Annotated in this window: 24 protein-coding genes and 1 riboswitch; of the genes, 12 read left to right on the plus strand and 12 right to left on the minus strand. The window is 68.1% G+C overall.

Annotated features, from left to right (window positions below; all coding sequences use genetic code 11):
• Positions 1–4: 4 nt before the first annotated feature.
• The 4 genes from J7U46_RS15600 to J7U46_RS15615 form a co-directional block, all read right to left on the minus strand.
• Entirely contained in the window at positions 5–811 is an 807-nt protein-coding gene (locus J7U46_RS15600) for an EAL domain-containing protein (protein WP_282827422.1), read from the minus strand.
• A 144-nt stretch (positions 812–955) separates the two neighbouring features.
• Positions 956–1153, minus strand: a complete 198-nt coding sequence (locus tag J7U46_RS15605) for a DUF2892 domain-containing protein (protein WP_282827424.1) — start codon at positions 1151–1153, stop codon at positions 956–958.
• Between the two features lie 82 nt (positions 1154–1235).
• A complete protein-coding gene (locus J7U46_RS15610; RefSeq protein WP_282827426.1) occupies positions 1236–1913 on the minus strand; it encodes a YafY family protein in 678 nt (225 codons plus the stop codon).
• 39 nt (positions 1914–1952) lie between these two features.
• Positions 1953–2726, minus strand: a complete 774-nt coding sequence (locus tag J7U46_RS15615; protein ID WP_282827428.1) for an SDR family oxidoreductase — start codon at positions 2724–2726, stop codon at positions 1953–1955.
• Between the two features lie 112 nt (positions 2727–2838).
• Between J7U46_RS15615 and J7U46_RS15620 the strand changes: the two genes are divergently transcribed.
• Positions 2839–3762: a LysR family transcriptional regulator gene (locus J7U46_RS15620; protein ID WP_282827431.1), complete on the plus strand. Its 924-nt coding sequence runs from the start codon at positions 2839–2841 to the stop codon at positions 3760–3762.
• A gap of 7 nt (positions 3763–3769) precedes the next feature.
• Here the strand turns inward: J7U46_RS15620 and J7U46_RS15625 are convergent, their stop codons facing one another.
• Positions 3770–4390, minus strand: coding sequence for a glutathione S-transferase (locus tag J7U46_RS15625; RefSeq protein ID WP_282827433.1), 621 nt, complete (start codon positions 4388–4390; stop codon positions 3770–3772).
• 82 nt (positions 4391–4472) lie between these two features.
• Here J7U46_RS15625 and J7U46_RS15630 point away from each other — a divergent pair, with 82 nt between their 5' ends.
• Positions 4473–5786 (plus strand): NAD(P)/FAD-dependent oxidoreductase, encoded by a 1314-nt coding sequence (locus J7U46_RS15630; RefSeq protein ID WP_282827435.1) that lies wholly within the window; start codon positions 4473–4475, stop codon positions 5784–5786.
• On the opposite strand, the gene J7U46_RS15635 is transcribed toward J7U46_RS15630, so the two are convergent.
• From J7U46_RS15635 to J7U46_RS15645, 3 genes are all read right to left on the minus strand, one after another.
• Positions 5768–6304 (minus strand): DUF1697 domain-containing protein, encoded by a 537-nt coding sequence (locus tag J7U46_RS15635; RefSeq protein ID WP_282827437.1) that lies wholly within the window; start codon positions 6302–6304, stop codon positions 5768–5770. The genes J7U46_RS15630 and J7U46_RS15635 overlap by 19 nt on opposite strands.
• 87 nt (positions 6305–6391) lie before the next feature.
• Positions 6392–6781: a VOC family protein gene (locus tag J7U46_RS15640; RefSeq protein WP_282827439.1), complete on the minus strand. Its 390-nt coding sequence runs from the start codon at positions 6779–6781 to the stop codon at positions 6392–6394.
• A gap of 15 nt (positions 6782–6796) precedes the next feature.
• A complete protein-coding gene (locus J7U46_RS15645; RefSeq protein ID WP_282827441.1) occupies positions 6797–7174 on the minus strand; it encodes a VOC family protein in 378 nt (125 codons plus the stop codon).
• A gap of 87 nt (positions 7175–7261) precedes the next feature.
• A riboswitch (yybP-ykoY riboswitch) is annotated at positions 7262–7445 on the plus strand.
• A gap of 19 nt (positions 7446–7464) precedes the next feature.
• On the opposite strand from J7U46_RS15645, the gene J7U46_RS15650 reads away from it, so the two are divergent.
• Positions 7465–8052 (plus strand): TMEM165/GDT1 family protein, encoded by a 588-nt coding sequence (locus tag J7U46_RS15650; protein ID WP_282827443.1) that lies wholly within the window; start codon positions 7465–7467, stop codon positions 8050–8052.
• Between the two features lie 50 nt (positions 8053–8102).
• On the plus strand, positions 8103–9704 hold the full coding sequence (locus tag J7U46_RS15655) for a hypothetical protein (RefSeq protein WP_282827446.1): 1602 nt from the start codon (positions 8103–8105) through the stop codon (positions 9702–9704).
• A gap of 26 nt (positions 9705–9730) precedes the next feature.
• Here the strand turns inward: J7U46_RS15655 and glpK are convergent, their stop codons facing one another.
• Positions 9731–11230 (minus strand): glycerol kinase GlpK, encoded by a 1500-nt coding sequence (glpK, locus tag J7U46_RS15660; protein ID WP_282827449.1) that lies wholly within the window; start codon positions 11228–11230, stop codon positions 9731–9733.
• Positions 11231–11253: 23 nt separating this feature from the next.
• Between glpK and glpD the strand changes: the two genes are divergently transcribed.
• Complete coding sequence (gene glpD / locus J7U46_RS15665) at positions 11254–12792, plus strand: glycerol-3-phosphate dehydrogenase (RefSeq protein ID WP_282827452.1); 1539 nt, start codon at positions 11254–11256, stop codon at positions 12790–12792.
• Positions 12793–12805: 13 nt separating this feature from the next.
• On the opposite strand, the gene J7U46_RS15670 is transcribed toward glpD, so the two are convergent.
• Positions 12806–13807, minus strand: coding sequence for a hypothetical protein (locus tag J7U46_RS15670; protein ID WP_282827455.1), 1002 nt, complete (start codon positions 13805–13807; stop codon positions 12806–12808).
• 384 nt (positions 13808–14191) lie between these two features.
• On the opposite strand from J7U46_RS15670, the gene J7U46_RS15675 reads away from it, so the two are divergent.
• From J7U46_RS15675 to J7U46_RS15690, 4 genes are read left to right on the plus strand one after another with little or no spacing between them, the layout of a single operon-like run.
• The gene (locus tag J7U46_RS15675; RefSeq protein WP_282827457.1) at positions 14192–14923 is read left to right on the plus strand and encodes a hypothetical protein; all 732 of its coding nucleotides are present in this window, start codon (positions 14192–14194) and stop codon (positions 14921–14923) included.
• A gap of 40 nt (positions 14924–14963) precedes the next feature.
• Positions 14964–15185: a hypothetical protein gene (locus tag J7U46_RS15680; protein WP_282827460.1), complete on the plus strand. Its 222-nt coding sequence runs from the start codon at positions 14964–14966 to the stop codon at positions 15183–15185.
• 5 nt (positions 15186–15190) lie between these two features.
• A complete protein-coding gene (locus J7U46_RS15685; RefSeq protein WP_282827462.1) occupies positions 15191–16060 on the plus strand; it encodes an HprK-related kinase A in 870 nt (289 codons plus the stop codon).
• 4 nt (positions 16061–16064) lie between these two features.
• A complete protein-coding gene (locus J7U46_RS15690) occupies positions 16065–17171 on the plus strand; it encodes a nucleotidyltransferase family protein (RefSeq protein ID WP_282827465.1) in 1107 nt (368 codons plus the stop codon).
• 13 nt (positions 17172–17184) lie between these two features.
• Here the strand turns inward: J7U46_RS15690 and J7U46_RS15695 are convergent, their stop codons facing one another.
• Positions 17185–18084: a neutral zinc metallopeptidase gene (locus tag J7U46_RS15695; RefSeq protein ID WP_282827467.1), complete on the minus strand. Its 900-nt coding sequence runs from the start codon at positions 18082–18084 to the stop codon at positions 17185–17187.
• A gap of 137 nt (positions 18085–18221) precedes the next feature.
• Between J7U46_RS15695 and J7U46_RS15700 the strand changes: the two genes are divergently transcribed.
• The 3 genes from J7U46_RS15700 to J7U46_RS15710 all read left to right on the plus strand — a co-directional run bounded on the left by J7U46_RS15700 (position 18222) and on the right by J7U46_RS15710 (position 20713).
• Positions 18222–19037 (plus strand): head GIN domain-containing protein, encoded by an 816-nt coding sequence (locus J7U46_RS15700; protein ID WP_282827470.1) that lies wholly within the window; start codon positions 18222–18224, stop codon positions 19035–19037.
• Between the two features lie 82 nt (positions 19038–19119).
• The gene (locus J7U46_RS15705) at positions 19120–19770 is read left to right on the plus strand and encodes a hypothetical protein (protein WP_282827471.1); all 651 of its coding nucleotides are present in this window, start codon (positions 19120–19122) and stop codon (positions 19768–19770) included.
• A gap of 37 nt (positions 19771–19807) precedes the next feature.
• Positions 19808–20713 carry a GGDEF domain-containing protein gene (locus tag J7U46_RS15710; RefSeq protein ID WP_282827473.1) on the plus strand — a complete coding sequence of 302 codons (906 nt, stop codon included), beginning with the start codon at positions 19808–19810 and terminating at the stop codon, positions 20711–20713.
• Positions 20714–20716: 3 nt separating this feature from the next.
• Here the strand turns inward: J7U46_RS15710 and J7U46_RS15715 are convergent, their stop codons facing one another.
• A complete protein-coding gene (locus tag J7U46_RS15715; protein WP_282827475.1) occupies positions 20717–21184 on the minus strand; it encodes a hypothetical protein in 468 nt (155 codons plus the stop codon).
• Between the last annotated feature and the right edge of the window lie 56 nt (positions 21185–21240).

Consider the following 21240-nt stretch of genomic DNA (forward strand, 5'->3'; position numbering starts at 1 on the left):
GACGCTACCGGGCCGGGCCCCAGGCCTCCGGCGCCACCCCGGCCACCGCGCGAAAGGCAGGGCGCGCGAACAGCCACCCCTGCATCAGCCGGATACCCACCGAGCGCAGAAAGTCGCGCTCAGCTTCGGTCTCGATGCCCTCGGCCACGACTGCAATGCCCAGGTCCTGACAGAGGCTGACCAAGCTGCGGACGATGGCTTGTCGAGGCCGGTCAGCATTGACATTTCGGACGAGGCCCATGTCAAGCTTGATGATGTCGGGCTGGAAATCGGACAGCAAGGACAGACCCGCATAGCCGGCCCCGAAGTCATCAATTGCGGTCTTGAATCCGCAGCGCTTGTACTCGCGCAAGATGGAGGCCAGCCAGGCGCCATCGCTGACCTTCTCGCCCTCGGTCACCTCGAAGATGATCCGATCGAGAGGAAAGCCATGCATGCGGGCTGCCGCGAGCGTGGTGCGGATGCAGACTTCGGGCTTGTAGATGGCGTTGGGCAGGAAGTTGATGGACAGATGCTCGCGGATGCCCAGTTGGTGAGCCCCCTTGATCGCCTTGACCCGACAGGCCTGGTCAAAGCGGTAGCGATTGCCATCATTCACCTGGCTCAGCACCGACAGCGCACCTTCTCCATTCGGGCCGCGCACCAGCGCCTCGTGCGCGAAAACGCTCCGTGACTCGACGTCGACGATGGGCTGGAACGCATAGTCGAACTGGAAGCCGACACGTTCCCCGTTGCCGCAGTCCTGGCAGTCCTGCGGCGTTCCGTCAAGCGGTGTGAAGGTTGATGGGAAAAATGAGGCTGATGAGGGCATGGCTGGCTTCGGCGCGACATCTCACTCGGAATGACGATGTGCTGCGAAGTTTGCCTGAATCCTCAGCGAGGTGGCCATCGTTCGATTTGCGGCTCGCCCCTCGATCCAACGAGCAAGGGCGGCCGCCCGGCGCAAGCTTGAGCTTCAGCGGTGCTTGGTGCCGCAGGTGCTCCAGCCGAAAGGCAGGTAGGCCGGGCAGACGCGCACGATGCCGGTCACGAGCAACAACACGCCAATCCAGCCCCAGGCGCCCACCGTACCGGTGGCGGCGAGCACGATCAAGGCCAGCCCGACGGCAATGCGCAAGACACGATCCACGCTTCCCACATTGGTTTTGAACATGCTGCGACCCTTTCATCCATCAGCCATTACGAATGTATGGATGCACTGTGCGCCCAACCGGGCGGCAGCGGCTTGATCTGGATCAGTTGCGATGGAGTCGGTTCATGTCGGCCAGGGTCTTGCCTGGCTCGTCGCGGAAGCGCTCGTCCAGCAGCTCCAGCTTGCGGATGCGGTCGACGCGGAAGCTGCGGAAGTCCTCGCGCAGCTCGCACCAGGCCGCCAGGGTCCAGACCGGGCCCCAGAAGAAGCAGGCCAGCGGCCGCACGGTGCGCTGGCTGTCGACATCGCCCAGGTCGCGGTACAACAGGCCCAGCTTCTGCCGGCTCTCGGTGGCCTCGCGCAGGCGCGCCAGGCGCTCACGCGTGGCGGCATCGAGGCCTGCATTCGGCGCATAGACGGCCAGGCTCTCGGCCGCGGCCCGGGCCGCCGGGCTCAGCACGGCCAGGATCTTGCCGAGCGCCTCTTCCGCCTCGCCGGCCAGGCCTTCATCGAGCTGGCGCTGCGAGAGCCGCACGGCCGCCACCAGGGCTTGGGCCTCGCCCTTGCTGAACATCAGCGGCGGCAGGTCGAAGCCGGCCTTCATCCGGTAACCCACGCCGGCCTCGCCATCGATGGGCACGCCCTGCTGCTGCAGGGCCGCCACATCGCGGTAGACGGTGCGCACCGAGACCTCCAGCCGCTCGGCCAGGAAGTCGGCGGTGGTGAGGCGGCGGCCTCGTATCAGCTGAACAATCTGGAACAAACGGTCGGCGCGGCGCATGGGGGCGCATTGTGCCGCGCCCCCAGGTGCCGCTTCATGTCAGAGCTGGCTCATGCCGCCGTCGACAATGATTTCGGTGCCGACGATGAAGGCCGACTCAGGTGCCGACAGGTGCAGCACCGTCGAGGCGATTTCCTCGGGCGTACCGAAGCGGCCGAGCGGCACCTGGCTCTGGATCTGCGCCGCCACCGTGCTCAGCGTGGCTTCATCAAAGCCCAGCTTGCCGTACAGCGGCGTGCCGACCGGGCCGGGACTGACCACGTTGACCCGCACACCCTGCGGCAGCAGCTCGGCCGAGAGCGTCTTGGCCAGCGAAATCAGGGCGGCCTTGCTGGCCGCGTAGATGGCGCTGTTGGGCATGCCGATGTGGGCATTGATCGAACCGTTCAGCACGAGGGAGGCGCCCTTGTTGAGCAGCGGTGCCAGCGCCTGGATCTGGAAGTACGCGCCCTTCACGTTGACGTCGAAGATGCTGTCCCAGAGATCGCTCGTGGCGTCGCTCAGGCTGGCGAACTTGGCCGAACCGGCGTTGATGAAAACGGCGTCCAGGCGCACGCCCTGCGCGGCCAGCGTGTCCGCCAGGCGGCGGGCGTCGTCCAGCTGGCCGGCGTCATTGCGCAGCGCAACGGCGGATGAGCCGAACTGCTCGGCGGCTTTGTCCAGGGCGATGGGGTCACGGCCGGTGATGAAGACGCGGGCGCCTTCATCGACAAAGGCTTGAGCGGCGGCCAGGCCGATGCCGCTGTTGCCGCCGGTCACCAGGACCGTCTTGTTGAGGAAGCGTTGGGCCGATGTGCGTGTCGTGTGGGTCATTTGGAACTCCGTTGGGTGCTTGAAGCGGCGCTGTTGCCGTGAGTCCAATGTCGGATTTCCTGCCCTCGCTGCCGTACCATGCCGTCGATGCCAACGTTCGAAGGGGTCGAACATGTTGTCGGATGACGAGCTGCGGCTGCTGCAGGCCATCAAGCAGACCGGCAGCCTCTCGCGCGCCGCGGCCCAGCTGGGAAAAGCACCGTCCACGATCTCCCATGCGGCGCGCCAGCTGGAGACGCGGCTCGACGCCCTCTTGTTCGATAGACGCCGCTATCGCCTGCAGTTGACGCCGGCCGGTGCCCTGCTGGCGCAGGAGGCCGAACGCATCCAGCAGGACGCTCACCGCCTGGGTCGGCGGGTCAAGCAGGTGGCGCGCGGCTGGGAAGACCGGCTCAGCATCGTCACCGACGAGATCTTCGAGTTCGAGACCCTGTTGCCGCTGATACGCGACTTCGACGCACTCGACTCCGGCGTGCACCTGCGCTTTGCGCATGAAGTGCTGGGCGGCACCTGGGAGGCACTGCGCGAGGGTCGGGCCGACCTGGTAATCGGTGCCACCAACGAGCCGCCTTCCATCGCCCACCTTCATTGGCGGGAACTCGGCCGCATGGACTGGATCTTTGCCGTCTCGCCGCGCCATCCCTTGGCCAAGGCCAAGGAACCCTTGCAAGCCGAGACGGTGCAGAAGCATCGCTCCATCGTCGTCGGCGACAGCTCACGGCAGACGGGTGAGCGCAGCTACGGGATCCTCGGCGGCCAGCCCAGCCTGGCCGTGCCTTCGATGCGGGCCAAGATCCTGGCCCAACGCGATGGCCTGGGTGTGGGCTGGCTGCCAGCACAGCGGGTCCAGCCGCTGATCGACAGCGGCTTGCTGACGCCAAAGCGCGTGGCCCAGGCCCGCGAGCCCAATGTGCTCTACATAGGCTGGCGCAGCCCGGGTGAAGCGGGCACCGAGGGTCAGGCCTTGCGCTGGTGGCTGGACAAGCTCGCCGACCCGCGCCTGGCGCAGCGGCTGTTGGAGGGGCGCGCCGACTGAAGCCCGATCAGGGCATGCCGTTGGCGCCGTGCAGCTTGAAGCCCGGCCGCTCATTCAAACGCTGCAGCCAGGCCGCCACGGCGGGCAGTTCGGGTCTTTCCATCGGCGCCATCAGCCAGCGCTGTGCCGAGAGCCCCAGCACCACGTCGGCCAGCGTGAAATCCGCGCCGGCGGCATAGGCGCCGGTCTTGGCGAGCTGGGCCTCGAGGATGGCCATGTGGCGATGCCAGCCGGCGATGCCGGCCTGCAGCGCCGCCGGCTCCTGGTGGGCCGGGCTCTGCCGCACCAGGCTCATGAAGGCATAGCGCCAGGCGTTGTTCAGCTCGGTGGCCTGCCAGTCCATCCACTGCTCGACGCGGGCACGCGCCGCCGGGTCGGTAGGCAGCAGGTCGCTGCGTTGCTGGCGGCCGGCCAGGTAGCGGCAGATGGTGTTTGACTCCCACAACACCAGTTCGCCATCCAGCAGCACCGGCACCATGGCGTTCGGATTCAGGGCCAGGAACTCGGGTGTGTTGGTATCCCGGTAGCCGCTGCCCCAGGCTTCGAGCTCGACCTCGAGGCCGAGCTCCACGCTGGTCCACAGGACCTTGCGCACATTGATGGAGGTGGTTTTGCCGAGGACTTTCATGGTCGTGGGTCAGGTATCAGGCCATAGCGTTCTTGCATGGCGATCATTCTGATCGAGGTCAAAGCTGGCCAACAATCGTCACATGCAAGCCCCCAGCGATTCAACACTCCACCACGTGCTCATCATCGGTTGCGGCTTCGGCGGCCTGGAAGCGGCGCGCGCGCTGAACCGACCGGGCGTGCGCATCACGCTGATCGACCGCAGCAACCACCACCTGTTCCAGCCGCTGCTTTACCAGGTGGCCACGGCCGGGCTGTCGGCACCCTCAATCGCCGCGCCGATACGCCACATGCTGCGCAAGCAGCGCAATGTGACGGTGCTGATGGCCGAGGCGAGCAGCATCGCCAAGGCCCAGCGCCAGGTCGTGCTGGCCGATGGCCAGCGCATTGCCTACGACTCGCTGATCGTCGCCAGCGGCGCCACACACAGCTACTTCGGCCGCGACGAATGGGCCGCCCATGCGCCGGGGCTGAAGACGCTGGCCGATGCCTTCCAGCTGCGGGCCAAGCTGCTATCGGCCTTCGAGCAGGCCGAGCTGAGCAATGACGAGGCCGAGCGCGCCGCGCTCTTGAATTTCATCGTCATCGGCGCCGGCCCCACCGGCGTGGAGATGGCCGGCACGCTGGCCGAGATCGCCCGCCACACCTTGCGCAACGAGTTCCGCCGCATCGACCCCGCCCAGGCCCAGGTGATGCTGCTCGAAGGCTCGGAGCGCGTGCTGCAGGCCTTCAAGCCCGAGCTCTCGGAGAAAGCGCGCCAGCAGTTGCAGGGCCTCGGTGTGCAGGTGCAGACCGGCGCGCGCGTGGTGGCCATCGATGCCAAGGGCGTGGAGATCGAGCAGGCCGGCGAGCGCCGCCGCATCGCCGCGCGCACCGTGGTCTGGGCGGCCGGCGTGGCGGCCTCGCCGCTGGGCCGCGCGCTGGAGGTGCCGCTGGACCGCGCGGGCCGCGTGATCGTGGACGGCTCGCTCAATATTCCAGACCATGCTGAGGTCTTCGTCATCGGTGACCTGGCGGCCGCGCAAAGCCATGAGAAGGACGGCTCAACCAAGCCCGTGCCCGGCGTGAGCCCGGGCGCCAAGCAGATGGGGCGCCACGCAGCGCAGAGCATCCTGGCGCGGCTGGCCGGCTCGGCGCCGCCGCCCCCGTTCCGCTACCTGGACTACGGCGCGCTCGCCACCATAGGTCGCAAGGCGGCCGTGGCCGACGTGGGCCGCTGGCAGTTCAGCGGCTATTTCGCCTGGCTGTTCTGGCTCTTCGTCCACATCTACTTCCTGATCGGTTTCCGCAACCGCCTCGTGGTGCTGATGGACTGGGCCTGGGCCTACTGGAGCTTCCAGCGCTATGCGCGGGTCTATGCCGAGACAGCTGCTCCTGCTCAGGCCGACAAGGTCTGATGGATCTTCAAGAGCGTGGCCCAGTTACGTGTGGTGCCGGTATTGCCCGTCATCTTGAGCAAGGACTCCGGCAGGCGGCTCTCGAGAATGCCGTTGGCGCACCACAGGTAGGCGGCTGAAGCGCCAACGCAGAAGCGCTCCTCGCCGACGGCCTGGGCAGCCAGCGGCTGAAGCGCTACCAGGCCGGCAGCGCCTTCACAGAACGCGACCAGCAGGCGCGAAGGATCGGCGGCAGCCTGCTCGGGCAACGGCAACTCGGCCACCGCCGCCGCGATCTCGGCCCGGGTCTTGACGATCACCTGCGCGTCCACACCCAGATGCTCGCGCACAGCCGTGCGTATGCGCTCCGCATGCTTGGCTCGGCCCTTGACTTCGAAAATCGCGTTGCCGCTGTTCAGCAGCGTGCTGACGTTCTGATAGCCCATCTCCAGCAGCAACTCGCGTAGGTCGGCCATGGCAATGCGCTTGGCCTTGCCCACATTGATGCCTCGGAACAAGGCCACGCAAACAGTTCCCATCGCCGATTCATTCACCCATGCTTGTCCAGGAGCCGCAGTATCGTGCCCCAGACCCGCGTGCTGGCGGTCCGGCCCAGTGCGCCCGCTTCAGCTCATCGGCGTGCAGAGCTCCACCAGCGTGCCGTCGGGGCAGCGCACATAGGCCACGACCTGACCCCAGGGCTTGCTGACGGGTGCCGCCAGGCCGAAGCCACCGGCCGCCAGCGCGCGCTGGTAGGCGGCTGGCACATCAGCGCAGGCCAGGCCCAGCTCCATGCCGAGGGGCTGCGCGCTGCGGTCGGCCGCCACATAGTCGTGGCCCAGGTTGCCGCGCGCCACCTCATGCTGAGCGAACGACAGGGTGGTGCCCCCGGTAGCCAGCTCGCCATAGCCGCCCGACTCGTGCAGGAAGCGGCGCTCGAAGCCGAAGGCCCGCTCGAAGAAATCGAGCGAGGCGGCCACGTCGGCCACATAGACGATGGTGTAGGCGAGCTGCATGGGGATCCCTCCGGTTCAGGCCATCGCGTGCAGGCCGACGCGATTGCCTTCAGTGTCCTGCAAATGGGCGATCACCCCGATGCCGTCGGGCAGCTCCATGCGATCCAGCAGCACGCGGGCACCGGCCTCTACCGCGCGCTCCATCACCGTGGCGAGCGGGGTTTCACCGACCAGATTCAGGTAGACCAGGCTGCCCTCGGTCGATGGCGCCGAAGCATTGCCGCCGCGGATCAGCGCACCGCCGACACCGCTCTCCTGCGCATAGGGGAACACGGCCATGTCATAGGGCCCCATGGCCTCGCGCCGCAGCGGCTGGGCCAGCAGGGCCTCATAGAAGGCCTGAGCGCGGTCCATGTCGGACACCGGGATCTCGAACCAGTTCAGTGCATTCATCGTCTTCTCCTCCGTGGGTGGAAACAAGTGAGGGCTGGATGCTGCGCCGGCCCTGCTGACAGCGTGTTGGCAGCAGCCGATAGAATGCAATCCGTCATTGGGGAGTAGCCGCTGCGCGACAAGCGCAGGCCCGCGTCAACACACTTGAGCCCGCAAGGCTCATGGCGCTGGCAGTCCACACACCTGCACCTGGCAAGACCTTTGACCATCGCAGTCCTGCTTTCAGCGGCCGGCCTGTGCGTGGTCAATCGGTTCACACATCTGCCGGCCGCTGCAAAGAGAACACTCTGATGGAAGCCTTCCTCGTCTCCACCGGCCTCGTGGCCTTGGCCGAAATCGGCGACAAGACCCAGCTGCTCGCCTTCCTGCTCGCCGCCCGTTTCAAGGGCCGTGCCGGCACCATCTGCCTCGGCATCCTGCTCGCGACCGTCGTCAACCATGCGGGCGCCGGCGCGCTGGGCCACTGGATCACCAGCCTCCTGAGCCCCGAGATCCTGCGCTGGGGCCTCGGCCTCGGCTTCATCGCCATGGCGCTGTGGACCCTCATCCCCGACAAGATCGATGAAGAGAGCGAAGGCGGCGGCCGCCTGGGCCTCGGTGTGCTGGGCACGACCGTCGTCGCGTTCTTCCTCGCCGAGATGGGCGACAAGACGCAGATCGCCACCGTGGCGCTCGCTGCGCGCTTTGACGGCGCCCTGCTCGCCGTGGTGGCCGGCACGACCGCCGGCATGATGATCGCCAACGTGCCGGCCGTGCTGCTCGGCGAGCGCATCGCCGGCCGCATCCCGGTGCGCTTGGTCCATGGCATCGCCGCCGCGGTGTTCGCCCTGCTGGGCGTGGCCACGCTGCTCGGCGCGGGTCGATTCTTGGGGTTGTAGGCGCCCGGGCCGGGCCCTATAAGCGGGAGCTTCTCCAGGCAGGAAGCTCCATGCAAAAGCCCTTCTACCCGATCATCTACGTGCGCGGCTATGCCATGACCGAGGCCGAGCGCAACGAAACCGCCGCTGACCCGTTCTGCGGCTTCAACCTCGGCTCCACGGTGTTCCGTGCCAATCCGAACAAGCACGAGCCGGCCAAGAAGTTCGTGTTCGAGTCGCCACTCTTGCGGCTCTCGGCCGAGTACGGCTACAGCGATGTCTACGAGAACGGCCTCGACATCCTCGATCCCGACTGGCGCCCCCGCACCCGCCTGAACGGCCAGCCCAACCTGGGCATCCCGGCCAGCTCGGTGATCATCTACCGCTACTACGACGAAGGCTCGACCTTGCTCGGCGATGGCGAGGCCCGCAAGATCGAGCGCTACTGCCAGGGCCTGTCGGACCTGATCCTGCGAGCGCGCGAGCTGGTGCTGGCGCAAGAAGCTGGCGCCATGAAACCCGCCGACTTCCGCTGCTACCTGGTGGCGCATTCCATGGGCGGCCTGGTGGTGCGCGGCTTTCTGCAGAACCCGCAGCTCGGCAGCGACGAGGCCCGCCAGGCGGTCGACAAGATCTTCACCTACGCCACGCCGCACAACGGCATCGAGGCCGCCGGCCGCAATGTGCCCACCTGGCTCTCGCTCAACGAGATCAACACCTTCAGCCGCGAGCGCATGGCCGGCTTCCTGAACCTGCAGGCCGCGTTCGAGCGCTACAAGCGGGTCGACTTCCTGCCGGCAGCGGCCTTCCCCATTGAGCGCATCTTCTGCATGGTGGGCACCAACCGCGACGACTACGACGTGGCCATGGGCCTGTCGCGCGCCTTCGCCGGCCATGGCAGCGACGGGCTCGTGAAGGTGGACAACGCCTCGGTCTGGGGGCTGGACCGCAACAACAACATCAGCGGCACGGCCGCCACCGCCTACTGCTACCGCACGCATTCCGGACCCTTCGGTATCGTCAACAGCGAGGAGGCCTACCAGAACCTCGCCCGCTTCCTGTTCGGCGATGTGCGCGTGGACCTGTGGATGGAGGTCGACGAAGTGCGGCTGCCGGCGGCCATCGAAGACAGGGCCGTTGAGGTCCAGGCCCTCTACCAGTTCGAGCTGCTGGCGCGGCCACGTGGCAAGCGCTGGTACCTGAGCCGGCGCGTGGCCGAGGAAGATTCCCCCGCCTGCCGCAGCCATGCCGAGCTGACGCAGAAGCAGGCCCTGGGCGGCAACCTGGTCTATCTGTCCACGGTTTTTCTGGCCAACAAGGCCAAGGTCTCGACGGTGGACCGCACGCTGGCCTATGCGATGGACGTGGCCGTGCGCGTGCCCGACTACGTGATCGACCGCCGCTTCTGGGCAGACCAGCATTTCGAGGGCAGCCATCTGTTCCGCGACAGCCTCCTGATCTCGCTGGAGCCCCCGGCCGAGGAAGGCCAGGCCTGGAAGGTGATGCACAGCTGGGAGAGCCAGCATGTGGGCCAGGCCACCGAGCAGCTCAGCTACACGCAGGTAAAAGGCGGCGCGATCCGCATCGAGGTGCCCCTGCCCTCCGGCGCGCACAAGCCCGGTATTGACGGCAAGGTGCTGCTACTGGTGTCGGCCTGGAACAGCGAGGACTGAAGAAGCGCAGGGACCTCGGCGGCGCTTCAGCGCGCCACCGTCTGCCGCACCGCGCGCTCCCATTGCGCCATCAGCTCGCTGGCGCGCTCGCGTGGCATGGCGGGCTCGAACACGCGCTCGGTCTGCGTCTGCAACTTGGCCGAGAGCTCGTCCAGGCCCGCGTAGACGCCGCTGCTGAGGCCAGCCAGATAGGCCGCGCCCAGCGCCGTGGTCTCTATCACCTGCGGCCTCACGACGGGGATGCCCAGCAGGTCGGCCTGGAACTGCATCAAGAGATCGTTGACGCAGGCACCGCCATCGACGCGCAGCTGCGAGACCGGCTCGCCGCCTGCCGCCACCGCGTCGCAGCTCATGGCCTGCAGGAGGGCCGCGCTCTGGAAGGCGATGCTCTCCAGCGCCGCGCGGGCGATGTGGGCCATGCTCGTGCCCCGGCTCAGGCCCACGATGGCGCCCCGTGCCTCGGGGTTCCAGTAGGGCGCGCCGAGGCCGGTGAAGGCTGGTACGAACATCACGCCGCCGGCGTCGGGCACGCTGGCGGCCAGGGCCTGCACCTCGCTGCTGGACTTGATCGCATGCAGGCCGTCGCGCAGCCACTGCACGACGGCGCCGCCGATGAAGACGCTGCCCTCCAGCGCGTACTCGGGCCGCGCCGTGACCTGGGCCGCGCTGGTGGTGATCAGGCCATTGGTCGAGCGCTCGAAGCGGCGGCCGGTGTGCATCAGCATGAAGCAGCCCGTGCCATAGGTGTTCTTGGCCATGCCGGCGCGAAAGCACCCCTGGCCGAACAGCGCCGCCTGCTGGTCGCCGGCAATGCCGCCGATGGCGATGGCCGAGCCCAGCAGCGCCGGCTCGCTGAGGCCGTAGTGATGGGCCGAGGGATGGACCTCGGGCAGCAGGCTGGCCGGGATGTTCAGCAGGTCCAGCAGCTCGGCATCCCACTGGTTCTGGTGCACGTCGAACAGCAGGGTGCGCGAGGCATTCGAGACATCGGTGGCATGCACGAGGCCGCCGGTCAGTTGCCAGACCAGCCAGCTGTCGATGGTGCCGAAGGCCAGCTCGCCCTGCTCGGCCAGCGCGCGCGCACCGGGCACGTGATCGAGCAGCCAGGCCAGCTTGGTGCCGGAGAAATACGGGTCCAGCAGCAAGCCCGTGCGCTGGCGAAACAGCGCCTCATGGCCGGCCTCGCGCAGGCGCGCACACAGCGGCTCGGTACGGCGGTCCTGCCAGACGATGGCCGGATGGATGGGCTGACCGCTGCTGCGGTCCCACAGCACCGTGGTCTCGCGCTGGTTGGTGATGCCTATCGAACGGATGTCCGAAGCCTTGAGCCCGGCCTTGGCGATGGCCTCGCGCGCCGTGGCCAGCTGCCCCTGCCAGATCTCCTGCGCGTCATGCTCGACCCAGCCGGGCTCCGGGTAGTGCTGCCTGAACTCGCGCTGCGCCCGGGCGATCAGCCGGCCCTCTGCGTCGAAAACGATGCTGCGGGAACTGGAAGTGCCTTGGTCGAGCGCGAGCAGGTAGTCCATCGACGTAGTCTAGGATAGGCCGCATGGAGCAGGTCGATGTTCTGGTGGTCGGCGGCGGCATCAATGGCGCGGGCATTGCCCGTGACCTGGCCGGGCGCGGTTTCTCGGTGCTGCTGGCCGAGGCGCAAGACCTGGCATCGCACACCTCGTCGGCCAGCACCAAGCTGATACACGGCGGCCTGCGCTACCTGGAGTACTACGAGTTCGCCCTGGTGCGCAAGGCACTGCAGGAGCGCGAGGTGCTGCTGAAAAGCGCGCCCCACATCATGCGGCCGCTGCGCTTCGTGATGCCGCACGACCAGGCGATGCGGCCGGCCTGGATGATCCGCGCCGGCCTCTTCCTCTACGACCATCTGGCGCGCCGCGAATGGCTGCCGGGCTCGAACGGCGTGCAGCTGCGTGGCTCGGTGCTCGGTGCGCCGCTGCAGGAGCGCTTCAGCCGCGGCTTCGTCTATTCGGATGGCTGGGTGGACGATGCGCGCCTGGTGCTCTTGAACGCGCTGGACGCCAAGGCCCACGGCGCCGAAATCCTGACCCGCAGCCCGGTGACGGTCGCCCAGCGTGGCGAGCAGGACTGGCTTGTCACGATCAATACGCCCGGTGGTGAGCGGCAGCTACGCGCTGCGGCCCTCGTGAATGCCGCCGGCCCCTGGGCCGAGAGCTTTCTGCGCGGCGTGGCGCGGCCGGCCAAACACGAGGCCTTGGCGACGAAGAGCCTGCGCCTGGTCAAGGGCAGCCACATCGTCGTGCCGCGCCGCTTCGAACACGACCACGCCTATTTGTTCCAGAACCCCGACGGCCGCATCATCTTCGCCATTCCCTACGAGGGCGCATTCACGCTGATAGGCACGACCGATGTGGAGCAGCCCGATGAGGCCATTGCCGGCTTCGCGCTCGCCAAGATCAGCGAGCCTGAGATCGCCTACCTGTGCGAGCAGGCCAGCCGCTACTTCAAGTCGCCCGTGCGGCCCGAGGACGTGGTCTGGAGCTACGCCGGCGTGCGGCCGCTGCTGGACGATGCCTCGGGCAGCGCCGCCGCCATCACCCGCGACTACGCGCTCGAAACGCTGCATGACGGTGCCGCGCCACTGCTGAGCGTCTGGGGCGGCAAGATCACCACCTTTCGCAAGCTGGCCGAGGACGCCGCCGATCTGGTTGCCGGCATGCTGGGCCGACCGCGACCCGCCTGGACCCGAGGCGCCCTGCTGCCGGGCGGCGACCTGGCCGCCTGGTCGGGTCGCAAGCCGGGCCGACCGGACCAGGATTTCGAGCATTTCGTGCAGGCGGTGCAGCGGCGCTGGCCCTGGCTGCCGCCAGCACTGGCGCGGCGGCTCTCGCATGCGCAGGGCAGCCGCATCGCCCTGTTGCTGGGCGATGCGGCCAGCCTCGCCGACCTCGGTGCTCACCACGGCGGCGACCTCTACGAAGCCGAGCTTGAGTTCATGTACCGAGAGGAATGGGCCCGCAGCGCCAACGACATGCTGTGGCGCCGCTCCAAGCTCGGCCTGCAGCTGGGCGCCGAGCAGCGAGCAGCGGTGGCGGCCTGGTGCGACCGCCGTTGAGGGGCCGCCCGACTCAGAGCGGCACGCGCTGCCAGCTGGCCCGGTCGATGGCGAAGCTGCGCTTCGTCTCTTCCTGGCCATCCTTGTAGAAGCGCAGGACCAGGCGACCCGGCTCGAACTGAAGGAGGCCGTGGTTGCGGCGGCGCGGCACAAAGGGAATGGGGTCAACCAACTTGTAGCAAGCCGCACCGGACGAAGTGGCTTCGTGCAGCGGCAGGCCGGCGTCCGGCTCGCTGCCCCAGCTCTGCGCCTGGTTTTCGTGGATGTCGCCGCTGAGCACGAGGATGCGGTGCTGGCGCGAGAGGCCGCGCAGCCAGAGCCAGTCATTGCCATAGCTCTTGCGCCAGGTGTCCAGCGTGGAGCCACTGGCGAACAGGTGGATGGCGTCCGGGCGCAGCTCGATCTGCTGGCGCAGATGCGTCTGCTGCTTGCTGCCGAACATCTGGCGCTCGGGCAGCGGCGGCTTGAACAGACCCTCGTAGGTGCGATGGCTGCGCCCGTCGCTCAGGTGCAGCCAGACGCCCGGCGCCACCTCGCGCGAAGGGCGCGCGTCGGGCGGCGGGACGGCGGGGTCGTTCAGGGCGGGGTCGTTGTCATCGTCCGGATAGGGTGCGATGCCGGCCACGGCGCGGCTGAAGGCACGGAAGCAGGCGTTCGTGACCGGCAGCTTCTCGCGATGCTCGAAACCCTGGCTCAGCGGCAGGCCGGCGGCTTCATTCCAGAGGAAGTCATGGTCGTCCCAGATCGCGTCAACATGACCGGCCCCCAGCCGCTGCAGCAGGGCCGCGAATTGCGGCTGGGCCAGCTGCAGGCGGTAGCGCTGGCTGAGGTGTTGGCGCAGCTGATCGGCCGGCATGTCCATCGGGCTCGTGGCGGAACTGCCATCGGCATAGATGGAATCGCCGAGCAGCAGCAGATCCTGCACCGGCGCCGCCGCGATCCAGTCCCAGACCGGCTGCGACTTGAAGGCGGCCGCGTTGATGCAGGACACAAAGGCCAGGGCTTGCAGGCTCATCGGATCTCCGTGGGTCAACGGGAAGGGCCGCAATTTCCCAGCAAGCGGGCGGGGTCGGCATCCTCAAGCTTGTCGAGCCTTCCGAGCACAAGCAGCCACGCAACTGCGGGAATCGGGCAGATAGGCCCCGGAAATCACAATCACCGGTCCCGAAACCGCTATCTTTCAGGTCTGTGAACCTGCGCCTTGGCCCATGTCCCATGAGCTGGCGTCAAAGATGCACGCAAAAGAGCGGCTCGACCGCGAATTCCACCCTCGTTCGCGGGGGGCGGTGCCCTGGAGTCTATGCAACACTACGCCGTCATTTAGCGTTCCGGCCATGCGCCGCAAATGCAAAACCAACAGGAAGCGGCCCGGTCCACAGGCTCATCGATGGAGTAAACCATGAATCGAGAACAACAATCACGCGCCCCTGAAGCGCCTGAGCACTCGAGCGTTTCGGTCGATAGCCCCGCCCGCGCGCCCATCAACCGTTCGCGCCGTCGCCTCGTGACCAGTGTCGCCGGTGGTACCGGCGTGTTGCTGGCCAGCGCCTCCAAGACCGCGCTGGGTACCGGCGTCTGCAAGAGCCCCTCGGCCACGATGAGCGGCAATATGAGCCCGCGCCCGCCCGGCACCGGTAGTTGCAGCGGTGGCCGCTCGCCCGGTTTCTGGAAGGTGCCGCAGAAGTTCAACTATTGGACCGGCGTCAACTACGCCACCTTCTACAAGACGGTGGACGTCTGTTCCGCCGGCATGCAGGGGTTGGCGCTGTCCGACATCAAGAATCAGGGCACCCTGGCCAACAGCATCTTGCCGGGCGCCGGCTACATCGGTGGCACCGCCTATGGCGTGTGGGCCGTGCTGGCATTCCCGACCTCCTTCGGCTCGACCGGCCAGTTGGCCCGTCATCTGCTCGCCGCTTGGCTGAACGCCAGCTACTGGCCGACCGAATACCCGATCACCAAAACCCAGATCCTGGCCATGTGGAATGCGACCAAGTCCGGTGGCACCTGGTGCGCTGCCGGCGTGAGCTGCGCCACCCCCTGGTCGGCTAGCGACGTCATCAACTACATCTCTGGCATGTACGACATCAACGCCGATGTCGGACCCGATCCCGATCTGTGCAAGAAATAAGCCGGCCATGCCGGGCTGACGGCCCAAGGCCGGGCCCGGGATGAGGCTGCAGATCCGCGTCGGGCGGCAGCTGAGCATCTCGCCGCCCTGGCCGGACGAGTCAGCCCGTATCGTCTTTGATCGCCACTCAGGCGACTACTGGCTGCTGACCGCCGAGGCCGGTGCCCAGCTGGCCGCTTTGCTGGAAAGCACCCAGGAGTTCACGCCCGGCGAAACGCTGGACGAACTGCTGCGCGCCGGCCTGGTCCAGGCTGCCGACTGAACACCATGGCCTTCGTCGACACCCTGGTCGAAATCGCGCCCTTCACGGTGCGCCTGCGTTCGCCTCTGCCCGGACTGGACCTACACCTGGAGACCTTCTATCGCGGCGCCACCCATGCGCCGGACGGTCGTTTCCACGACTTCGACATCGAGCTGCTGCCCGGCCGTGGCCTGCGCCGCTGGTGGCGGCCGCAGGTGCGCTTTGTGCTGGATGGCCACGAGCATTTCCTGCCGCTCCCGGCCGAGCAGGCAGGACCGGTCTTCGAATGGGGCCTCAACTGGGCGATCGCCAGCCAGGCGCTCGGCTACCTGGTGATGCATGCGGCCGTCCTGGCTCGCAACGGGCGCGCCATCATGCTGCCGGGCTTCCCGGGGGCCGGCAAGAGCACGCTGTGTGCCTCGCTCGCGCTGATCGAGGGCTGGCAGCTGCTGTCCGACGAACTGGCCATCCTGGAGCCGGACAGCGGCTTGCTGCTGCCGCACCCAAGGCCGATCAGCCTGAAGAATGCGTCGATCGAGGTGGTCCGCGCCTTCCCCGGCGCCCGCCTGGGCCCCGTCTATTCCGACACCCGCAAGGGCACTGTGACCCACGCGGCCGTGCCTGAGGCCTCGCTGGCCCAGGCGCGCCAGAGTGCGCGCTGCCAGTGGATCCTGTTCCCCCGCTTCGTCGCCGGTCAGCCTGCGGCCATCGAGGAGATAGAGCGGGCCGAGGCCTTCAAGCTGATCGCCGAGCAATCGTTCAACCGCGAGCGCATGGGAGGGACCGGCTTCGACGCGATGATGGCCCTGCTGGGCGGCGCCCGCTGTTTCGTGGCCAGCTATCCCAGCACTGCCGACGGCCTGGCCGTCGTGCGCGAAATCTGCAGCGAGGCCTGACCCCATGGACCACCGCGCCGCCGTCGAACGCATGCTGGCCCTGATGCGCCAGGGCCCCGCTGCAGCGCCGCGCGACGAGCCGGGGTGGCTGGAGCAGGCAGACGTGGCCCGCCGGCTCAACCTGATCGGCAGTGTCGGGGAGAAGCTGCGCCTGCACGGCGTGCAAGCACCGCCCCAGGTGGCCCGCCATTTCGAGGGCGCGCGACGGCTCAGCGAACGCCAGCGCCAGTCGGTGCTGTGGGAGGTGCGCTGCCTGGACGACTGCCTGGCCTGCCTCGGCGTGCCCGTCATGCTGCTCAAGGGCGCGGCCTACGCCATGACCGATCACCCGGTCAGCCACGGGCGTTTGTTCGGCGACGTGGACATCCTGGTACCGGAGGCCGCGCTGGGCGACGTCGAAAGCGAGCTGATGAAGGCGGGCTGGGCCACGGCCAAGTCGGACCCCTATGACCAGCGCTATTACCGGCAATGGATGCACGAGCTGCCGCCGATGTTCAACGTCCGTCGCGGCAGCATGCTGGACGTGCATCACAACCTGCTGCCGCGCACGGCCCGTCACCACCCCGATCCGACACTGATACTCGGCCGCTCACGACCGTTGCCGGGCCATGCCTGCATCCGCGTGCCTGCGCTGGAGGACCTGCTGGTTCACAGCCTGGTCCACCTGGTGCATGAGGGTGAGTTCCACAACGGCTTGCGCGACTTGGTCGACGTCGACGGCCTGATTGCCAGCGCCACCGATCCCGACGCCTTCTGGCAGCGCGTGCTGACAGCCGCCGCCGGCAACGGCCTGGCCGAACCGGTGCGCCTCGGCCTGCTGCTGGCGCGCGATTGCGTTGGCAGCCCGGTGCCCCAGGCCATCCTGCATTCGCTTTCGCCCGGCGAGCCGGCCGAGCTCGGTCCCTGGCTTGGCCGGGTGCTGCCCCGTGCACTGCGTTCGCATGCCCGCCGCCCGCCGGTCGAGGGCCTCGACGACTGGGCTCGCCGCGCCGTCTACTGGCGCGCCCATGCCTTGCGCATGCCTCTGCATCTGCTGGCAGCCCACCTGGCGCGCAAGAGCTGGCTGGCGCTCAAGCCTGCCAAGGTTGAGGCACCGCGCGAAGCGATCTGAGGCGCCAGCCGGCTCAGACCGAGCCGCTGCGGAAAGTGTCACAAAGCTTCATCTCACCCGCCTCCAACCCCCGCTTGAACCAGGCCACCCGCTGTGCGCTGCTGCCGTGGGTGAAGCTCTCGGGCACGACGGCGCGGCCGGCCTGGCGCTGCAGGGTGTCGTCACCGATTTGCGAGGCGGCGTTCAGCGCTTCCTCGATGTCGCCCTGCTCCAGCCAGCCCTTGCCCTTCTGCGAGTGGTAGGCCCAGACGCCGGCCAGGCAGTCGGCCTGCAGCTCCAGGCGCACGCTCAGCGCCTTGTACTCGCGCTCCGAGACCCGGCCGCGTGCCGCCTCCATCTTGGCGCTGGTGCCCAGCAGGTTCTGGATGTGGTGGCCCACCTCATGGGCGATCACATAGGCCTGGGCGAAATCGCCGGGCGCGCCAAGGCGCTGGCTCAGCGTGTTGTTGAAGCTCAGGTCCAGGTAGACCTTGCGATCACCGGGGCAGTAGAACGGGCCCATGGCCGCCTCGCCGGTGCCGCAGGCCGTGGCGTGGCGACCGTCGTAGAGCACCAGGCGCGGCATTTCATATGGCTTCTGGGCGCGGGCGAAGTAAGCGCTCCACACGTCTTCGGTGTCGGCCAGCACCACGGTGGCAAAGCGTCCCGCAGCGTCCTGCGGCTTGTCACCGGTCGTCCGGCCGGTCGGACGCTCGCGCTGCTCGGCCGGCGACAGCACGCCGCCACCGCCCTCCATCAGGCCCAGCACCGTCATCGGGTTGATGCCGAACGCCCAGGAGACCAGCAAGGCAATGACGATGCCTCCGAGGCCGAGGCCGCGCCCGCCAATCGGCAGGCCGCCACCTCCACGGCCGCCACCGGCGCCCCGGTCGTCCTCGACGTTGTCGCTCTCGCGCTGGCCTTCCCACTTCATGCGGCACTCCTTGTTCGTGCAGCCCATCCTAGCCTCCTGCGTTCCGTCCCGCCGCTGCTGCAATCCGTCAGCCCCCGGTTGGTGGCTGCCGGCCGCCTCGGCACACTCGCACCACTTTGATTTTGGAGCCCTCCGCCATGCTGAACCTCAAGACCCGGAATTTGCTGCTGCTGCCCCTGGCCCTCGCCCTGCTGGGCCAGGCCGCCTTCGCCGGCGAAGAGAACGACTGGCGCCTGCGCATCAAGAAGGAAGTGAACGGCTGGAGCGCCCACTTCAGCGGCTCCAGCGAGTACGGCCCGAGCGGCCGCCGCACCAAGGGTTCGGGCAACCTGGTCGAGAAGGCCCGCTCGCTGGCGCCTTTCAGCAAGCTGCGTGTCGAAGGGCCCTTCGATGTGCGCGTCAACCAGGCCGGCAGCGAAGGCCTCAAGGTCAGCGCCGACGACAACATCGAGCCGCTGATCGAGAGCCGCGTCGACGGCGACACCCTGGTGCTGCGCATGCAGGAGCGCAGCGGCTACTCGACCCGCCATGCACCGGTGGTCTGGCTGGACGTCAAGCAATTGACGTCGCTGCAGATCAGCGGCTCCAGCGACGTCAGCATGGAGCGGCTCAAGGGCGACAACCTCAGCGTCTCGCTGAGCGGCTCGGGCGACCTGCGCATCGGCCTGCTGGAGCTCAAGCAGCTGACAGCCCATCTCAGCGGTTCCGGCGACCTGCAAGTGGCCGGCCGGGCCGAGCAGCAGAGCTGGGCCCTGCATGGCTCGGGCGACGTCGATGCCCGCAGCCTCGGCGGCAACGCGGCCAAGGCCCAGCTGACCGGCTCGGGCGACCTGCAGCTCGGCGTGGTCGACAGCCTGGATGCCAGCCTCAGCGGCTCCGGTGACCTGAGCTACGGCGGCCGCCCCAAGCTGACCCAACGCGTCACCGGCTCCGGAGAAGTAAGCGCACGCTGACAGCCAAAACAAGAGCCGGCGTCAGACCGGCCCTGCTCTGCAGAGGCAAGAACAAGCAATCAAGACGGGGGGAGGAACCCACATGGAGCCGCTGCACCTGGCCTCGCTGGCCGTCCACATCACCGCCGGCGGCGTGGCCATGCTGATCGGCTTTGCCGTCCTGGCCCGGACCAAGGGCACGCGCCAGCACCGGCGCCTGGGCCGCAGCTTCGGCCTGCTGGCCCTGGTCGTCTGCCTGACGGCCACCGTCGGCACCCTGCTGTTCCGGCCCCAGCCGCTGCTGGCCGTGCTGACCGCGACCGTGCTGTACCAGTTGATCGGTGGCTGGCGCGCCGCCCACACACAGGCGCGCGGGCCGGGTCCGTTTGACGCCCTGTGGACGGCGCTCGGCGCCATGGGCGGTGCCGCCCTGCTGTTCTGGCTGCAGGGCACGCCCGGCGGCCTCGCGAATCCGACCGTCCTCTACTCCACGCTCGCGGCCCTGGTCACCGTGGTGGCCTATGACGGGCTGCGCTGGCTGTTCCCGCCGCACTGGCATGTGCGGCTGTGGCGCTACGAGCATGCCTTCAAGCTGATCTCGGTGCAGTTCGGCATGCTGTCGGCGCTCAGCGGCAATGTGCTGCGCTTCTGGTATCCCTGGCCACAACTCTTGCCCTCGGTCGTGGGCCTCGTCGTGATCAGCTGGACCTTCTGGCGACTCTCGCAAGCCAGGCTGGCGCCAAGCCCGCAATAGTTCAGAATGCGCCGGAGGAGAAAACACGCCCCGGCCCATGAGCGAAGCCCCCCTGCCGCAGACCCTGCTGGCCCTGCACGAGGCCAGCCCCAACCCAGCGGCGCTGTTCGACGCTGGCGACGTGCTGCGCTGGGCCAACAAGGCCTTTTGCGAGGCCTACAAGGTGCAGCCAGACGGCGTGCTCACCTGGTCCGACATGATGCGCAACAACCATGCGAGAAGCCAGGGCGCGGTGATCGAGGCCGACGACATCGAGGCCTGGCTGGCCGCCACCGCCTCGCGCCGGGGCAAGCTGCCGCACCGCGCTTTCGAGGCCGACCTGAGCGACGGCCGCTGGATCTGGATGAGCGAGACCATGCAGGCCGATGGCTGGATGCTGTGCCTGGCCATCGATATCACGCCGTTGCGCCAGGACAGCCGCTCGCTGCGCCAGGCCCATGCCAAGGCCGTGCGCGCGGCCCAGACCGACGCGCTGACCGGCCTGGCCAACCGCCGCCAGGGCCTGCAGCTGCTGCAGCAGGCGCTCACCCAGCCCGAGGCCTGGCCGCTGTGCGTGGCCATGCTGGACCTGGACCATTTCAAGCAGGTCAACGACCAGCTCGGCCATGCGGCCGGCGACGAGGTGCTGCGCGACTTCGCCCGCCAGATGCTGGCCAGCACCCGCCGCGAAGACGGCTGCGCCCGCCTCGGTGGCGAGGAGTTCCTGCTGATACTGCCGGCGGCGGCGCTGGGCCAGGCGGGTGTCATCGTCGAGCGTCTGCTCGCGCGCGTGCGGCTCGCCCGGCCCCTGGCGGATGTGCCCGAGTTCGGCTATCGCTGCTCAGCCGGCCTCGTCGAAGCGCAGTGGGGGGAAAGCGCCGAGACGCTCTTGCAGCGGGCCGATGCCGCGCTCTATCGCGCCAAGGCGGCTGGGCGCGACCGCGTCGAACGCGACGAGGCCTGAGCCTCAGCGCGCCGCGCTCAGGCGCTCGCGCACCCAGGCCTCGGCGGGGGCCATGGTCTCGAAAGCGGCGAACTGCCGGCCATGCTTGGCATAGAGCTTGGCCAGCAGCGGCAGCACCAGACTGCGCCCCTCCACCTCGGCCGCCACCACATAGGCCACGGCCGTGGGGGCCGACTTGTTGATGCTCATGCGCGCCAGGAACAGGCTGAAGGCCTCCAGCGCCTCGGGCGAGATCATGATGCTGCGGCGGATCTCGAGGATGTCGGCGAACGCGCAGGTCGGCGGCGTGCCGGCAAACAGCTCCTGCATGGCCAGGCCCACGGCCTGGATGGCCTCACGGTTGAACGGCCCTTGCGCCTCGATGCGCACCACATGGCCCTCGGTCCAGAACTCGATCTTGCCGTGCGGCTTGAAGGCGCCGTTGGCGTAGGACTGGATATCGCGCTTGCTGATCGGATCTGACTTGCTCACGTCCCCATACTAGGCCGGCAGCCGCCCTGCCTTCAATGGGGATAGTTCACGTTCCT

This window comes from Pelomonas sp. V22 (assembly GCF_030014915.1).
Taxonomy (GTDB): Bacteria; Pseudomonadota; Gammaproteobacteria; order Burkholderiales; family Burkholderiaceae_C; genus JAUASW01.

What these genes read in the sequence shown, in the direction of transcription:
- J7U46_RS15605 (WP_282827424.1), bottom strand. Translation starts at nt 1,153, where the DNA reads ATGTTCAAAACCAATGTGGGAAGCGTGGATCGTGTCTTGCGCATTGCC.
- J7U46_RS15640 (WP_282827439.1), bottom strand. Translation starts at nt 6,781, where the DNA reads ATGCAGCTCGCCTACACCATCGTCTATGTGGCCGACGTGGCCGCCTCG.
- J7U46_RS15600 (WP_282827422.1), bottom strand. Translation starts at nt 811, where the DNA reads ATGCCCTCATCAGCCTCATTTTTCCCATCAACCTTCACACCGCTTGAC.
- J7U46_RS15675 (WP_282827457.1), top strand. Translation starts at nt 14,192, where the DNA reads ATGAATCGAGAACAACAATCACGCGCCCCTGAAGCGCCTGAGCACTCG.
- J7U46_RS15610 (WP_282827426.1), bottom strand. Translation starts at nt 1,913, where the DNA reads ATGCGCCGCGCCGACCGTTTGTTCCAGATTGTTCAGCTGATACGAGGC.
- J7U46_RS15710 (WP_282827473.1), top strand. Translation starts at nt 19,808, where the DNA reads ATGAGCGAAGCCCCCCTGCCGCAGACCCTGCTGGCCCTGCACGAGGCC.
- J7U46_RS15695 (WP_282827467.1), bottom strand. Translation starts at nt 18,084, where the DNA reads ATGAAGTGGGAAGGCCAGCGCGAGAGCGACAACGTCGAGGACGACCGG.
- J7U46_RS15705 (WP_282827471.1), top strand. Translation starts at nt 19,120, where the DNA reads ATGGAGCCGCTGCACCTGGCCTCGCTGGCCGTCCACATCACCGCCGGC.
- glpK (WP_282827449.1), bottom strand. Translation starts at nt 11,230, where the DNA reads ATGGACTACCTGCTCGCGCTCGACCAAGGCACTTCCAGTTCCCGCAGC.
- J7U46_RS15625 (WP_282827433.1), bottom strand. Translation starts at nt 4,390, where the DNA reads ATGAAAGTCCTCGGCAAAACCACCTCCATCAATGTGCGCAAGGTCCTG.
- J7U46_RS15670 (WP_282827455.1), bottom strand. Translation starts at nt 13,807, where the DNA reads ATGAGCCTGCAAGCCCTGGCCTTTGTGTCCTGCATCAACGCGGCCGCC.
- J7U46_RS15635 (WP_282827437.1), bottom strand. Translation starts at nt 6,304, where the DNA reads ATGGGAACTGTTTGCGTGGCCTTGTTCCGAGGCATCAATGTGGGCAAG.
- J7U46_RS15655 (WP_282827446.1), top strand. Translation starts at nt 8,103, where the DNA reads ATGCAAAAGCCCTTCTACCCGATCATCTACGTGCGCGGCTATGCCATG.
- J7U46_RS15620 (WP_282827431.1), top strand. Translation starts at nt 2,839, where the DNA reads ATGTTGTCGGATGACGAGCTGCGGCTGCTGCAGGCCATCAAGCAGACC.
- J7U46_RS15630 (WP_282827435.1), top strand. Translation starts at nt 4,473, where the DNA reads ATGCAAGCCCCCAGCGATTCAACACTCCACCACGTGCTCATCATCGGT.
- glpD (WP_282827452.1), top strand. Translation starts at nt 11,254, where the DNA reads ATGGAGCAGGTCGATGTTCTGGTGGTCGGCGGCGGCATCAATGGCGCG.
- J7U46_RS15690 (WP_282827465.1), top strand. Translation starts at nt 16,065, where the DNA reads ATGGACCACCGCGCCGCCGTCGAACGCATGCTGGCCCTGATGCGCCAG.
- J7U46_RS15615 (WP_282827428.1), bottom strand. Translation starts at nt 2,726, where the DNA reads ATGACCCACACGACACGCACATCGGCCCAACGCTTCCTCAACAAGACG.
- J7U46_RS15680 (WP_282827460.1), top strand. Translation starts at nt 14,964, where the DNA reads ATGAGGCTGCAGATCCGCGTCGGGCGGCAGCTGAGCATCTCGCCGCCC.
- J7U46_RS15700 (WP_282827470.1), top strand. Translation starts at nt 18,222, where the DNA reads ATGCTGAACCTCAAGACCCGGAATTTGCTGCTGCTGCCCCTGGCCCTC.
- J7U46_RS15645 (WP_282827441.1), bottom strand. Translation starts at nt 7,174, where the DNA reads ATGAATGCACTGAACTGGTTCGAGATCCCGGTGTCCGACATGGACCGC.
- J7U46_RS15685 (WP_282827462.1), top strand. Translation starts at nt 15,191, where the DNA reads ATGGCCTTCGTCGACACCCTGGTCGAAATCGCGCCCTTCACGGTGCGC.
- J7U46_RS15650 (WP_282827443.1), top strand. Translation starts at nt 7,465, where the DNA reads ATGGAAGCCTTCCTCGTCTCCACCGGCCTCGTGGCCTTGGCCGAAATC.